General features: G+C 66.9%; 10 protein-coding genes, 1 tRNA gene and 2 pseudogenes. 5 read left to right on the top strand and 8 right to left on the bottom strand.

Annotation, left to right across the window (positions count from 1 at the left end):
• The first annotated feature begins 77 nt into the window (after positions 1–77).
• Positions 78–3092 carry a (Fe-S)-binding protein gene (locus tag CRM90_RS00580; RefSeq protein ID WP_102805084.1) on the top strand — a complete coding sequence of 1005 codons (3015 nt, stop codon included), beginning with the start codon at positions 78–80 and terminating at the stop codon, positions 3090–3092.
• 68 nt (positions 3093–3160) lie between these two features.
• Here CRM90_RS00580 and CRM90_RS00575 read toward each other — a convergent pair whose 3' ends face one another.
• The gene (locus CRM90_RS00575) at positions 3161–3583 is read right to left on the bottom strand and encodes a hypothetical protein (RefSeq protein ID WP_233209096.1); all 423 of its coding nucleotides are present in this window, start codon (positions 3581–3583) and stop codon (positions 3161–3163) included.
• A gap of 200 nt (positions 3584–3783) precedes the next feature.
• Here CRM90_RS00575 and CRM90_RS00570 point away from each other — a divergent pair, with 200 nt between their 5' ends.
• Together CRM90_RS00570 and CRM90_RS00565 are read left to right on the top strand one after the other, a co-directional pair.
• Positions 3784–5049, top strand: coding sequence for a pyridoxal phosphate-dependent aminotransferase (locus CRM90_RS00570; RefSeq protein ID WP_102805082.1), 1266 nt, complete (start codon positions 3784–3786; stop codon positions 5047–5049).
• A 31-nt stretch (positions 5050–5080) separates the two neighbouring features.
• Positions 5081–6318: pseudogene (locus tag CRM90_RS00565) on the top strand (YibE/F family protein).
• Here CRM90_RS00565 and rfbA read toward each other — a convergent pair.
• Positions 6269–7123 (bottom strand): glucose-1-phosphate thymidylyltransferase RfbA, encoded by an 855-nt coding sequence (rfbA, locus tag CRM90_RS00560; protein WP_353616968.1) that lies wholly within the window; start codon positions 7121–7123, stop codon positions 6269–6271. The pseudogene CRM90_RS00565 and the gene rfbA sit on opposite strands and share 50 nt — an antisense overlap.
• Between rfbA and CRM90_RS31410 the strand changes: the two are divergent.
• Positions 7034–7219 (top strand): annotated as a pseudogene (locus CRM90_RS31410) (hypothetical protein); the annotation flags it as partial. The gene rfbA and the pseudogene CRM90_RS31410 sit on opposite strands and share 90 nt — an antisense overlap.
• Here the strand turns inward: CRM90_RS31410 and CRM90_RS00555 are convergent.
• The 6 genes from CRM90_RS00555 to CRM90_RS00530 all read right to left on the bottom strand — a co-directional run bounded on the left by CRM90_RS00555 (position 7141) and on the right by CRM90_RS00530 (position 14040).
• On the bottom strand, positions 7141–7515 hold the full coding sequence (locus tag CRM90_RS00555; RefSeq protein ID WP_102805080.1) for a nuclear transport factor 2 family protein: 375 nt from the start codon (positions 7513–7515) through the stop codon (positions 7141–7143). The pseudogene CRM90_RS31410 and the gene CRM90_RS00555 sit on opposite strands and share 79 nt — an antisense overlap.
• A gap of 18 nt (positions 7516–7533) precedes the next feature.
• On the bottom strand, positions 7534–8298 hold the full coding sequence (locus CRM90_RS00550; protein WP_102805079.1) for a maleylpyruvate isomerase family mycothiol-dependent enzyme: 765 nt from the start codon (positions 8296–8298) through the stop codon (positions 7534–7536).
• Positions 8299–8307: 9 nt separating this feature from the next.
• Positions 8308–9636: a UDP-glucose dehydrogenase family protein gene (locus CRM90_RS00545; RefSeq protein WP_102805078.1), complete on the bottom strand. Its 1329-nt coding sequence runs from the start codon at positions 9634–9636 to the stop codon at positions 8308–8310.
• 79 nt (positions 9637–9715) lie between these two features.
• Positions 9716–11500, bottom strand: a complete 1785-nt coding sequence (locus CRM90_RS00540) for a DUF7159 family protein (RefSeq protein WP_102805077.1) — start codon at positions 11498–11500, stop codon at positions 9716–9718.
• A gap of 156 nt (positions 11501–11656) precedes the next feature.
• Complete coding sequence (gene dcd, locus CRM90_RS00535) at positions 11657–12238, bottom strand: dCTP deaminase (protein WP_102805076.1); 582 nt, start codon at positions 12236–12238, stop codon at positions 11657–11659.
• 20 nt (positions 12239–12258) lie between these two features.
• Positions 12259–14040: a glycoside hydrolase family 64 protein gene (locus tag CRM90_RS00530; protein WP_102805075.1), complete on the bottom strand. Its 1782-nt coding sequence runs from the start codon at positions 14038–14040 to the stop codon at positions 12259–12261.
• A 173-nt stretch (positions 14041–14213) separates the two neighbouring features.
• On the opposite strand from CRM90_RS00530, the gene CRM90_RS00525 reads away from it, so the two are divergent.
• Positions 14214–14284: transfer RNA gene (locus CRM90_RS00525), tRNA-Gly, on the top strand.
• The last annotated feature ends 44 nt before the right edge of the window (positions 14285–14328 follow it).

The following is a 14328-nucleotide window of genomic DNA, read 5'->3' as shown; positions in this document are numbered from 1 at the left end:
GCTGGATTGAAGTTAAGTTACCGATCGGTAACTTAACTTAAGTTACTATTGGGTAACTTACGACAGGGAGGCTGTCCGTGACCGCTCTCGACTGGGGTCGACTGATCATCGGCCTGCTGGCCACCGCCGTCGTGTTGGTGTTTGCCGCACGGCGCGTCTTGTTCCTAACCCACCTGATCCGGTCCGGTCAACCGATCAGCGACGAGAGCGGCCGCAAGGACAACATCCCGGACCGCATCAAAGCGCAGTTCACCGAAGTCTTCGGCCAGAAGAAGCTGCTGAAGTGGTCCATCCCCGGTATCGCCCACTTCTTCACGATGTGGGGCTTCTTCATCCTGGCGACGGTGTACCTCGAGGCGTACGGCGTCCTCTTCAACCCCGAATTCCACATCCCGTTGGTCGGCAGGTGGAATGCGCTGGGCTTCCTGCAGGACTTCTTCGCTGTCGCGGTGCTTCTCGGCATCGTCGTCTTCTCGATCATCCGGTTGCGCTCCGAGCCGAAGGAATACGGTCGCGATTCCCGGTTCTACGGCTCGCACACCGGCGGAGCCTGGCTGATCCTGCTGATGATTTTCCTGGTCATCCTGACCTACGCGTTCTTCCGCGGCGCCTCGGTCAACGCCCTCGGTGAGGCGTTCCCCTACGGCTGGGGTGCGTTCTTCTCGCACGGCATGGCCGCAGCGCTGGCGCCACTGGGCCATACCGCCAACGTGTGGATCGAAACCATCGCGCTGATGGGCCACATCGGCGTGATGCTGGCCTTCCTGCTGATCGTGCTGCACTCCAAGCACCTCCACATCGGCCTGGCCCCGATCAACGTCACGTTCAAGCGGCTGCCCAACGGCCTGGGCCCGCTGCTGCCCGTCGAGTACAAGGGCGAGCCGATCGACTTCGAGGATCCCGCTGAAGACGCGGTTCTCGGCCGCGGAAAGATCGAGGACTTCACCTGGAAGGGCTACCTCGACATGACCACCTGCACCGAGTGCGGGCGTTGTCAGTCGCAGTGCCCGGCGTGGAACACCGGAAAGCCGTTGTCGCCCAAGCTCGTGATCATGAACCTGCGCGATCATCTGTTCGCGAAGGCGCCGTACATCATCGGCGGGAAGCCGATCCCCACTGGCGAGAACGAGGCGGAACAATTCGCCTCCGCTGAGGGCGGTTTCGTCGAGACCAAGCACGACGCGCACGACCACGTTCCCGAGTCCGGCTTCGAGCGGGTGCTGGGCTCCGGCCCGGCGCAGGCGACCCGCCCGCTGGTGGGTACCGCCGAACAGCTCGGCGTGATCGATCCCGACGTGCTGTGGTCGTGCACCACCTGCGGTGCGTGCGTCGAGCAGTGCCCGGTGGACATCGAGCACATCGACCACATCGTCGATATGCGCCGCTACCAGGTGATGATGGAGTCGGAGTTCCCCGGCGAACTCGGCGTGCTCTACAAGAACCTTGAGGCCAAGGGCAATCCGTGGGGTCAGAACGCCAAGGAGCGCCTCACCTGGATCGACGAGGTCGAGTTCGACATCCCCGTCTACGGCAAGGATGTCGACTCGTTCGCCGGCTTCGAGTACCTGTTCTGGGTTGGTTGCGCGGGCGCTTATGAGGATCGCGCCAAGAAGACCACGAAGGCCGTGGCCGAACTGCTGGCCGCGGCCGGCGTGAAGTTCCTGGTTCTCGGCGATGGCGAAACCTGCAACGGCGACTCGGCTCGTCGATCCGGCAACGAGTTCCTGTTCCAGCAGCTGGCCTCGCAGAACGTCGAGACGCTGAACGATCTGTTCGAGGGCGTCGAGCGGGTCGACCGCAAGATCGTCGTGACGTGCCCGCACTGCTTCAACACCCTCGGCCGCGAATACCCGCAGGTCGGCGGCAACTACACCGTGGTCCACCACACCCAGCTGCTCAACCGCCTGGTGCGCGACAAGAAGCTGGTCCCGGTCAAGGCTGTCGATGGCGGAGCCAATGTCACCTACCACGATCCCTGCTACCTGGGCCGGCACAACAAGGTCTACGACGCACCGCGTGAACTCATCGACGCCTCGGGCGTGACTTTGAAGGAAATGCCGCGGCACGCCGATCGCGGCCTGTGCTGTGGCGCCGGTGGCGCGCGGATGTGGATGGAAGAGCACATCGGTAAGCGCGTGAACCACGAACGCGTCGACGAGGCGCTGACGCTGGATCCGGCCAAGATCGCCACCGGCTGCCCGTTCTGCCGCGTGATGATCACCGACGGTGTCGGCGACCGCGAGAAGGCCGACGAGGTCGAGGTGCTCGACGTCGCCCAGCTGCTGCTTGGCTCGCTGGATCTGAGCAGTGTCACGCTGCCGGAGAAGGGCACGGCCGCACGAGAGGCCGAGGCTGCCGCCGCTGCGGCACCGGCGCAGGCACCTCCCGCGCCGAAGCCCGAGCCCGAGGCGGCTCCGGCGTCCGAGCCTGCCGCGGCCGCGCCGTCGGCACCGGCCAAGGAGGCCGCGCCGGTCAAGGGGCTTGGTATCGCGGGCGGCGCCAAGCGCCCCGGTGCCAAGAAGGCCGCCGATGAAGCTCCCGCCGCCGAGGCACCGGCTGCCGAAGCGCCGGTCAAGGGACTCGGCATCGCCGGCGGGGCAAAGCGACCGGGCGCCAAGAAGTCCGCTGCGGCCGCACCGGCCGCGGAGGCGTCGACCGCTGCTCCCGCCGCCGAGGCACCTGCTGCCGCACCGGTTGCCGAAGCGCCCGTCAAGGGGCTCGGCATCGCGTCGGGCGCCAAGCGACCCGGCGCCAAGAAGTCGGCGGCCGCCGCACCTGCTGCCGCGGCACCGGCTGCTGCTCCCGCCGAGGCATCTGCCGAAGCCCCCGCGGCTGAGGCGCCGGCCAAGGCCGAGCCGCCGGTCAAGGGCCTCGGCATCGCCGCGGGCGCCAAGCGACCCGGCGCCAAGAAGTCCGCTCCGGCGGCAACGCCTGCTCCGGCTGAAGCCCCGGCTGAGCCGTCGGCACCCGAGCCGGCCGCAGCAGCTGAGCCCAAGGCCGAGGAGCCGAAAGAGGAAGCCCCGAAGGCGGAGCAGCCTCCGGTGAAGGGTCTCGGCATCGCCAGGGGCGCCCGGCCGCCGGGCAAGCGCTAGTCCATGAGGCTGTAGTTATCGACACCGTTTCTCGAACGTCTCGTCGATAACTACAGCCTCGGCGACGCTCAGCCGACCTTGATCAGCTGGAAGGGTGCCTGGGTGATCTGTCCGCCCGGGCAGTCACCGTTGGAGTCGGCGGTCACCGTGCCGGTCATCGTCGCGGCATCGACCGAGTAGGCGATGCGGACGGGCGCATAGCTGCCGTCGTCGCACACCACGCCGTCGGGCTTGGTCACCGTGAAGTTCCACCGGCCATCCGTGAAGGTCGCGACGCTGGTCCAGCCCAAGGTGCTGCTGAGATTGGCGGTACAGCCGTTGACGGCTGCAGGACAACTCGACGAGGCCGTCACCACAGCGCCGTCGTCGCCCCCGCGGACGGCGTACGTTCCATTTATCAGTGCCGGATCGGCAGACGCGGAAACAGCAAATCCCAGCGCGGTAACCGCCGCTGCGGCAGCAGCAGTCATCGAAGTGCGTGCGATCTTCACGTTCATCCCTTTGTGCCGTCGGTCGTGAAGCCCCAAGTTAGCAGCCGATTCACCCGGCAATCACTGCTGCTGTTCAGCGAAATCACAGTTGTGTCCGAGGCGTCCCACAATTGAATTCGAACCGTGACTTCTCACGTCACAGCAAAGGCACAAAACGGCACAGGGGAAACCAAGTTGCATACCAATGGGACACTTAACCGGTGAGTACGCACCAGTTACCGTGGCACGGCACCAGCCAGCACCCTCGGCAACGTACGTTCACGCAGTCCACCAAGCTGCAGGACGTTCTCTACGAGATCCGCGGGCCGATCCATGAGCACGCCAACCGGCTGGAGAACGAGGGTCATCGCATCCTCAAGCTCAACATCGGCAACCCCGCTCCGTTCGGCTTCGAGGCACCCGACGTGATCATGCGCGACATGATCGCCGCCCTGCCCGACGCCCAGGGCTACTCCGACTCCAAAGGCATCCCCAGCGCCCGCCGTGCGGTCTTCACCCGCTACGAGCTCGTCGAGGGCTTTCCCCGCTTCGACATCGACGACGTCTACCTCGGCAACGGTGTCTCCGAGCTCATCACGATGACGCTGCAGGCGCTGCTCGACAACGGCGACCAGGTGCTCATCCCCGCACCCGACTACCCGCTGTGGACTGCATCGACCGCACTCGCCGGCGGCACCCCCGTGCACTACCTCTGCGACGAGACCAACGGCTGGATGCCCGACGTCGCCGACCTGGAGTCCAAGATCACCGACCGCACCAAGGCGCTCGTGGTGATCAACCCGAACAATCCCACCGGCGCGGTGTACAGCCGCGAAGTCCTCGAGCAGATGGTCGAATTGGCACGCAAGCATCAACTGCTGCTGCTCGCCGACGAGATCTACGACAAGATCCTGTACGACGAGGCCAAGCACATCAGCCTGGCCACGCTGGCGCCGGATCTGCTGACGTTGACGTTCAACGGGTTGTCCAAGGCCTACCGAGTGGCCGGCTACCGCTCCGGCTGGCTGATCATCACCGGCCCCAAGGAACACGCCAGCAGCTTCATCGAAGGCATCAGCCTGCTGGCCAACATGCGCCTGTGCCCGAATGTGCCTGCGCAGCATGCCATTCAGGTGGCGCTGGGCGGTCACCAGAGCATCGACGACCTGGTCCTGCCGGGTGGCCGCCTGCTCGAGCAGCGTGACGTGGCTTGGAGCAAGCTCAACGAGATCCCCGGGGTGTCCTGCGTCAAGCCCACCGGCGCGCTGTACGCGTTCCCGCGGCTCGATCCCGAGGTCCACGACATCCACGACGACGAGCAGCTGGTGCTGGATCTGCTTCTGCAGGAGAAGATCCTGGTCACCCAGGGCACCGGCTTCAACTGGCCGGCACCCGATCATCTGCGAATCGTGACGCTGCCGTGGGCGCGCGATCTGAGTAACGCCATCGAACGGCTGGGCAACTTTCTGTCCGGCTACCGGCAGTAACTCTTCAGGTCAACGCCTCTACCCTGTCCGGGTGGCGCATTCGCATTCGCACACCGGCCCGGCGCCGCTGAGTCCCCTGGCGGCCCGCATCGTCGTGATACTGCTGGCTGTGATCGGTCTCGCGGTGGTGATCGGCGCGGCGCTGCTGTGGCCGAGCGGGTCGAAGGCGGACATCCCGCTGCCGTTCCAGAACAGCGCGGGTGGTGCGGTCACCACCGAGGGCGGTCACGTGACGTCCAGCAGCCTGGCCGACTGCGGCAGCCCGTCGGCGGGCCAGGTGCTCACCGCAGCCCCGGCACCGGGCGTCGCGGGCAGCGGCACCTGTGTGCAGACCGTGGTGACGATCGACAGCGGACCCAACCGGGGTGCGTCGACGATGTTGGAGTTCTCGCCCGGCCCGGGTCAGCCAAACCTGTTGGCAGGCGATTCGATTCGGATCTTCCGCCAAGTCGACCAGCAGGGTGCGACCAGCTACGGGTTCTACGACTACGAACGCACCTGGCCGCTGATAGCCCTGGCGGCGGTGTTCGCGATTGTGATCGTGGCGGTCGCCCGCTGGCGCGGACTTCGCGCCCTGGTCGGGATCGTCGTGGCCTTCGTGGTTCTGGTGGTCTTCCTGCTTCCGGCCTTACGGGACGGCGCCCCCGCGGTACCGCTGGCGCTGGTGGCCTCAGCGGCGATCCTCTACGCCGTCATCTATTTGGCGCACGGCATCAGCCTGCGTACCAGCGCCGCTCTGCTCGGCACATTGACCGCGATGTTGTTGGCCGGTGGCTTGTCCTGGGCGGCAATCGAACTCGCACACCTGACCGGGCTTTCGGAGGACCGGAACAACGAGGTCGCCGCCTACATGGGGCACGTATCCATCCAGGGCTTGCTGCTGGCCGGATTCATCATCGGCTCACTGGGCGTGCTCAACGACGTGACGATCACCCAGGCCTCGGCGGTGTTCGAGCTGGCCCACTCGGGCCACGGTTCACGCAAGCAGATCTTCCTCAGCGCCATGCGGATCGGCAGTGACCACATCGCCAGCACGGTGTACACGCTGGTGCTGGCCTATGCCGGTAGTTCCCTGCCGCTGCTACTGCTGTTCAGTGTGGCCAACCGCTCGCTGTCGGATGTGCTGACCAGTGAGAGCGTGGCGATCGAGATCGCGCGGTCGGCGGTATCGCGCTGGCGTTGTCGGTGCCGCTGACCACCGCGATCGCCGCGGTGCTTGCTACCCCTGGTCCAGCAGTTTCATCAGGTAGCCGCCATAGCCCGACTTGACCAGGGCCGCAGCGCGTTTGGCCAGCTGCTCGTCGTCGATGAAACCCATCCGCCAGGCCACCTCTTCAGGGCAGGACACCTTGAGCCCTTGGCGATATTCGATGGTGCGCACGAAATCGCTTGCGTCCAAGAGCGAATCGAAGGTTCCGGTGTCCAGCCATGCGCTGCCGCGGGGCAGTACCTCGACCGTCAGCCGGCCCTGGTCCAGGTAGGTCTGGTTGACCTCGGTGATCTCCAGCTCGCCGCGCGGTGACGGCCGCAGCCCGCGCGCGATCTCGATGACGTCGTTGTCGTAGAAGTACAGCCCCGGCACGGCGTAGCTCGACTTGGGTGCGGCCGGCTTCTCCTCCAAGGACAGCGCGGTGCCGTCGGGGGCGAATTCGACGACGCCGTACGCGGTCGGGTCGGCCACCCGGTAGGCGAAGATCGCCGCCCCCTGCAGATCGCGGAAGCGGCTGAGGCTGGTGCCGACGCCGGGGCCGTAGAAGATGTTGTCGCCCAGCACAAGTGCGACGGATCCGGTGCCGATGTGCTCGGCGCCGATCAGGAACGCCTGGGCGAGCCCGTCGGGCCGGTCCTGCACGGCGTAGCTGATGGTGATGCCGAGTTGGGAGCCGTCGCCGAGCAGGCGGTGGAACGCCGGGGCGTCGTGGCCGGTGGTGATCACCAGGATGTCGCGGATGCCCGCCATCAACAGCGTGGACAGCGGGTAGTAGATCATCGGCTTGTCGTAGACGGGCAGCAGCTGCTTACTCACACCTTGGGTGATCGGATACAGCCGCGTCCCCGACCCACCGGCCAGGATGATCCCGCGCAAGTCGGTCAGACCTGCAGGTCTTCGTCGGACATGTCGGTGGCCGCCAGGGCCGCTGCCAGGTCGTCGTGGCGGAACACGGAGGTGACGTGGTCGTGCACCACCCGGAACGCCGCTGCTGTGCTGCGGACGTCGGACGGGTCGGTGTTGGAGGTCAACCGCTCTTGCACGACGACGACGCCGTCGCGGTAATAGATCTGGCCCACCTCGACGCTCGCCGCCACGCGCTGCGCCCAGTCCCTCAGCGCGGCATGGCCCTGCGCGGCGCCGTCGGCGTCACCGATCTCGATGTCGTCGCTGGACAGCGAGATCAGCGTGTCCAGGTCGGAGGTGCTCAACGCGTCGTGCCAGGCCAGCACGGTGGCGATCTCTGAAGTGCTCATTTGGCTAAAACTACCGGTCTAGAAGGGCGTGCGTGCCAGCCAGGTGTCCCAGACGCCCACGTCGCCGAAGACCTCCAGGCCTTGCTCGGCGGCGCTGCGACGGCGCAGCACGGCCAGCAGCAGGTCGCGCGCCGGGCCGCGCAGCGCCACCGTGGCCTTGCCGTGGCCCTGTTCGACGGCGATGCCGTCGGGACGCCCGAGGATGGTCCACTCCCCGGCTTCCCCGAGGCCGGGGTCGGTCGCATGCAGATGCAGCGAGTGTTCGTCGGCCACCGGCCGGTCGCCGCCGGCCGGACCCTCGGCGTTCGCACGCTCCTCGCACCTCTCCAGCCATTCGCTGATCGCGTCCGCCGCTACGGCGGGCTCGACCTCGAACCCGACGCCGAGCGCGATGGCGGCGTCGGCGCGGTGGACCACGGCCTCGTGCAGGCGCCGCCGGATCCACCACGCGGCGGGGCGCGGTCCCAGGAATGTCCACACCGGGGTCTCGGCGCCGGTGGCGGCAACAGCGTCGACGAGTTGCTGCGGACCGGCCTGCAGCCAGGCGATCTCGTTGTCGCGGCCGGCCGGGGGCTTGCCACCGTCGACCGTGCGCGGGTCGATGAAGTCCGTCGACTGCTCGGTGACGATCTGGGCGCACCAGCGGTCGCCGCGCCCGACATGGCGCATCAACTGCTCGAGCGTCCACTCCGGGCAGGTCGGCACCGGGGTCGACAGGTCGGCGTCACGGAGAAGGTCGGCGAGCGCGGCGTTTTCGGCAATCAGGGCTGTTGTGAAGTCCACGAAGGAAACCTACGTCAACGCCGGGCGCCCCAAGGCGTAAACTTTCCATCCCGCGGTGGCCCAGCGGGCAGTGTCCAGGCAATTGCGGCCGTCGACAACAACTCTGGCCCGCACTGTCTGGGCCAGCTCGTCGGGATCGATGTCGACGAACTCCTGCCATTCGGTGAGCAGCAGGACCGCGTCGGCGCGGTCGCAGGCCTCCAGGGCGGAGGTCGAATAGTTCAACGTCGGGAACAGGCGCTGGGAGTTCTCCATCGCCTTCGGGTCGTACACGTTCACGGTGGCGCCGTTGAGCTGCAATAAGCCGGCGACGTTGAGCGCCGGGGAATCCCGGACATCGTCGGATTCGGGCTTGAACGCGGCCCCGAGCACGGCGACGTTCGCGCCGAGCAGCGATCCCCCGCATGCGGTGGTGGCCAGCTCGACCATGCGGGTGCGCCTGCGCATGTTGATGCTGTCCACCTCACGCAGGAACGTCAACGCGTGGTTGGCGCCGAGCTCGCCGGCGCGGGCCATGAAGGCTCGGATGTCCTTGGGCAGGCAGCCGCCACCGAAACCCAGTCCCGCGTTGAGGAATCGCCGTCCGATCCGGGGGTCGTGGCCCAGCGCGTCGGCCAGGACGCGGACGTCGGCGCCGGCCGCCTCACACACCTCGGAGATTGCGTTGATGAACGAGATCTTGGTGGCCAGAAAGGCATTGGCGGACACCTTGACCAGCTCAGCGGTCTGCAGGTCGGTCAGTAGGAACGGCACACCGTCGGCGAGCAGGGAGGCGTACATCTCCCGCAACACCGCCTCAGCACGTCGCGAATCGGGTTGTACGCCAACGACGATCCGATCCGGGTGCAGGGTGTCCTGCACCGCGAAGCCCTCACGCAGGAACTCGGGATTCCAGGCGACTTCGACGTCGACGCCGTCGGCGGCCAGCGCCTTGGCGCGACGGCTCAGCGCGGCGGCGGTCCCGACTGGAACCGTTGACTTTCCGACGATCACCGACGGCCGGGTCAGCCTCGGCACCAGGTCGTCGATGACGGCGTTGACGTGGCGCAGATCGGCGCCGTATTCGCCCTTCTTCTGCGGAGTTCCAACGCCCAGGAAGTGCACGTCGGCGAAGTCTGCTGCCACGTCGTAATCGGTGGTGAACTGCAGGCGACCGGCAGAGAGGTTGTCCTGCAACATCTTTGCCAGTCCGGGCTCATAGAACGGGATGTCCCCCGAGGACAGTTTCGCGATCTTGCCGGGGTCGATGTCGATCCCGACGACGTCGTGGCCGAGCTCGGCCATTCCGGCGGCGTGAGTCGCGCCCAGATACCCGGTGCCAAAGACAGTGCAACGCATACTGCCTCTGTACGCAGCCCCGATGATGGGACCGCATCGCGACACTGAGCGCGAAGCTAACGCCGGGTGAACTCGGGTGTCAGTGACCGAAACTCGGGAACGGCCACAGCGGGCTTTGCGATCCGCGACCGCTGCGCGAGCCACCGGAATCACCCGAGCGTGAACCACCGTCGGAACCCGAACCAGAACCAGAACTAGAACCCGAGCCCGAGCCCGAGCCGCCACCGTAGCCACCCGAGCCACCCGAGCCGTAACCACCCGAGCCACCAGCGGCTGGAGGGGGATTACTCGGCGCTTCCGTGACCGGCGCCTGCGGCTGCTGCGACGGCGGCTGCTGCTGCGTCGGCGGGGTCGACGGATACGACGGCTGCTGCGTGGGAGGCGACGACGGGTAGGTCGGCGTCTGCGGCGGCGACGAGGGATAGGAGGGGTAGTTCGGCGACGAAGGGTACGACGGGTAGTCCCGCTGCCGCGGCGGCCGCAGGAACGGCGGCAGCAGCGGTTGCGGCAGCACGATGATCGGCGGCGGCAGGATCGGAGCGGGGATCACCGGGGCGATCGGGGCCGGCGCGGGAGCCGGTGCCTCCGGAACGGGCGCGGGCGCCTCGGGAGCGGGCGCCGGGGCTGCTGGGGCCGGTGCCGGGGCTTGCGGGGCCGGGGTCACGAAGACGGTCCGGGGGGCCTGCTGCACCACCGGGATCGGCTCCTGGATGGTGTCGGGCACCGACGGAGCCGACGGCGGGGCCGGCGGCGCGGCCTGCTCGACGGCGGGTCCGGCCGGCTGACTGTTCGGCACGATCACGGCCTCGGCCGGGCTGGGCCGCTGGTCGACGGTCGGTCGGATGCTCACGGCCAGCGAGATCACCAGCGCCACCACGCCGACCACGAAGATCGACGTCAGGGCGCTTCCGACCAGCAGGAACGGCTTGCGGCCGGAGTCGTCGGGAGCGAAGTCGAGTTCCTCGGAAACCGAGTCGTACGGCACCGAGTCGTAGCCGAGGTCGCCGTCCATCTCGTCAAGCACTTCGCTATAGCCGAGCGGGGCCATGTAGCCGGCGGCGGCCATCTGGGTGCCGGCTTCCGACATCTCGGTATTCGCGCCTGCCGCGTACACACCAGCCGGCGGATAGACCTTGCCTGCGGTGGTGCCATCGGGGTCCTGGGCATACCCCAGGCCGACAGTGGACGCGTCGTAGCGCGGTGCCGCCGCGGATGCCAGCGCGGCGCCGCGGGCCAACGCGAGTTCGGCTTCGTCGGGAGCGTGCACCGGCAGCACTGTGCCCTGCGCGAGCTGCGCTTTGACCGCCGCGACGTCCACGCCGGAGCCGAGGACGAACACGCCCTGCGGCGGTTCGGCGATGGCTTCCAGGCCGGCGATCATCCGCTGCAGTTCGGCGACCGCGTCCTGGGCATGTAGGTGTTCGGTCTGCACCTTGACGATGTCGCCGGTCGCGGTGTCCACCACCGAGACGGTGGCGGTGTCGCGCTCCAGGAACATCAAGGCCGTGCGGTCGTACCCGACGGTCTGGCCGACGGCTTGCGCCAGCGAACCGGCGGCATGCAGTTTGGACACCAGGGTGACGTCGTCGATCTTGCGGGCCGCGAGGGCATCGCGCAGTCCGGCCGCCGCGGCGTGGTCGGTCCACGTGACGCCAGTCGACACCAGACGGTGTCCGCCTTCGGCGGCGCTTTCCCGGGTACCGAGAATCGCCGCGACCACTTGATCGGCCGCGGTTGCTGCACCTTCGCCGGTCTGGATGTCGAAGGCATCGTGATCGACGGTCACGCCGTCGGCTTTCTCGCCTTCGACCAGCACCATGCGCACCGTCGTCGGCGTCATGGACACACCGAGTGCGATGTCCACTACCCCTCCAAGGTTGTTTGCTGGATCTCCCCGACCCGTTACTGCGCTCCACCTGGCTAGAGCCGCTCAACCGTAAAGTTCATCGCCGCTGGTAGCGGCGCTGTTACAGCCAAACGGATTAGCTGGTGGGCGGTGCCTGACCCTGGAGATTCGAGGTTACGCGCCTGCCTCGGACTGGAGAAAGTTCTGATACGAACGTGACGGAGTCGGGCCGCGTTGACCCTGGTATTTGGACCCGACGCTGGCGCTGCCGTAGGGATTTTCGGCGGGGCTGGTCAGGCGCAGCAGGCACAGCTGGCCGATTTTCATCCCCGGCCAGAGCGTGATGGGCAGGTTCGCGACGTTCGACAGTTCCAGGGTGATGTGCCCGGAGAAGCCTGGGTCGATGAAGCCCGCGGTGGAGTGCGTCAGCAGGCCGAGCCGACCCAGCGACGACTTGCCTTCGAGCCGGCCGGCGAGGTCGTCGGGCAGGGTGCAGCACTCCAGTGTCGAGCCGAGCACGAACTCGCCGGGATGCAGGACGAACGGCTCGCCTTTGGCAGGCTCGACCAGACTGGTCAGCTCGTCCTGCTGCTTGGCGGGGTCGATATGGGTGTAGCGCGTGTTGTTGAACACCCGGAACAGGCTGTCCAGCCGCACGTCGACGCTCGACGGTTGCACCAGGGCGTCGTCGAAAGGGTCGATGCCCAGTCGACCGTCGGCGATGGCGGCGCGGATATCACGATCGGAGAGCAGCACGCGACGAGCGTAGCGGCGGATCAGTTGATCGTGATGGTGACCGCGGTCGGCGGTGACGAATTGGTGAGGATGAGGACCGAACTCTGGCCATTCACGTCGTCGTAGGGGAAGCCGTAGTTCTTCCCGTCCAGGCCGAGCTGATGGAAGACCTTCGCATAAGAGTTGTACTTCGTGCCGGCGGGGTAGTACGCCGCGACGTCGCCCCACTTGTCCGGCGAGGCGGCGACCCCGCGGTTGAAGGCGGCGTCGAGTTGGGCGAGGAAGGCGCCCTGCTCGTGGGTGCCGACGAAGGGGCCGTCACCGGCGAAGACCTGCGCTGTCGTCGGCTTGTCCATCACGTAGTTCCCCGAGACCCCGGCGGGATTGAGCGCAGTGACGGTGTAGGCGAACTGGTTGTTGGCGTTGACCTGGCCGGTCACGGTGTAGCTGCCTGGCGAGGTGAAGGTGAACGGCTCGGTCTTGTATGTGGTCCAGAAATCGTCGACCGGCTCGTCGAGGTACTGCGCCAGCGCACCGGGCTGCACGGACCGGGGCGAGGCGATGCGCAGCGGGTTGCCTTGGCCGTCGTTGATGACGAGCTGCTGGAATTCGGTCGGTACGGAATTCTGGTAGGTGGTGAACACCTGGTTCCGCGTGGTGGTGGTACCGCGGGTGTCTGAGAAGGCGCCCTGGGTGAGGGTGAAGCTCAGCGGCAGCCCGAACTGGTCCACCTGGGTGGTGTTGCCGCCGAAGGGCACTCCGCCGTACTGGAAGGTGAACTCGAACCAGTCGTAGACGGTGCCGTAGTTGGGGTTGGTGACGCCCACGGGGTCGGGCACGGTCCAGCCCGAATTGTCTTGGCTGATACCGATATACAGTGGCTGGGCGACCGACACGTAGATCCTGGCACCCTGCAGGTCCGGCGGCATCCGCAGGTTGGCGGCCTGGCCGAGGGTGTACGACATGTTCGCGTAGTTCACCCCGTCCTTGACCAAGTGGCCTGGCGCAGTGGCGTCTTCGTGGTTGATCGCGTGTGTCGTTCCGTTCTGATCCACCCAGGCCCAGTGATCTTTGGAGGTCTGGCCGAGGACGGTGACGTAGATCTGCCCGCTGTCGTACGACGAGTTGTTGACGAAGTCGACCGGGAATGTGCCTGCGTTGTACGGCGCGACGGACACGGTGACGGTGCCCGACGCGTTGTGACCGCTGGACCCGATCAGACCGAACGTCAGCAAGTTGACCAGGCCGGCCAGGCCGTGGATGTGCGGGCCACTCCAAAAGTCGGAGGTGGTCACCTGGAAGGTGTCGGTGTAGGAGTCGGTGCCGTTCCAGTCGGCGGGGGCGGTGTAGGCCGCCTGGGAGCCGGAGACCGTGAGGGTGCCGCCGTTGGTGCCGGTGCCGTGGACCGCATAGGTCAGTCGGCGCCCGTCGGTATCGACGCCCCCGAGCGGGAACGGGTCACTGGTCTCGCCGGGATCGAGTGCTTCAGATCTGATCTGCGGCGGGAAAGTCGGAGTGACGGCTTCAAACGTGCGTTGGTACCAATTACGTTGGGCTGCTTGGACAGAACGGCGCACGTCGACGGTGGGCACCGGTTTGACGCGGGCAGGGGCGGTGCGGGCTTTGGGCGTGGCCGAGGCGGGGCGCCGGACGGTTCGGGCGCTGGACGCCGTTGCTTTTGCCTGGGAGGGCCGTGAACTGCTCGTCGTGTCAGACTTCGAGGTCTCGGCATGACCGGTGGCGGGGTTGGCGAGCAGCGCCACGCCGATACCGGCGGCCACCGCGGATGCTCCGATCCAACCAACGTGCGCGGCGTGCTTCATGAGGTTCCGTTCGACATAGCTGGCTGAGTCAGACTATGCCCCCGCCTGGCCGTATCGCAGCCGATTGATGCCGATTCTGCAGACTTGGGCCCAGCGCTCAGCCCTTTGCTGTTGGGGCCGCGCCCACTGTTGTCGCACCGCCGTCGCGCGCAGTGCTAACCTCTGTGTCCATCGCCGATGTAGTTCAATGGCAGAACATCAGCTTCCCAAGCTGAATACGCGGGTTCGATTCCCGTCATCGGCTCTCACGTGAGCAGGGCGAACGCTGTCCGATCCGCTCGATACCCG

Source organism: Mycobacterium sp. ENV421 (assembly GCF_002887815.1).
In the GTDB taxonomy this organism is placed as follows: domain Bacteria; phylum Actinomycetota; class Actinomycetes; order Mycobacteriales; family Mycobacteriaceae; genus Mycobacterium.
The sequence above is the reverse complement of the archived record's forward strand: the minus strand, read 5'-3'. Positions and strand labels throughout refer to the sequence as shown.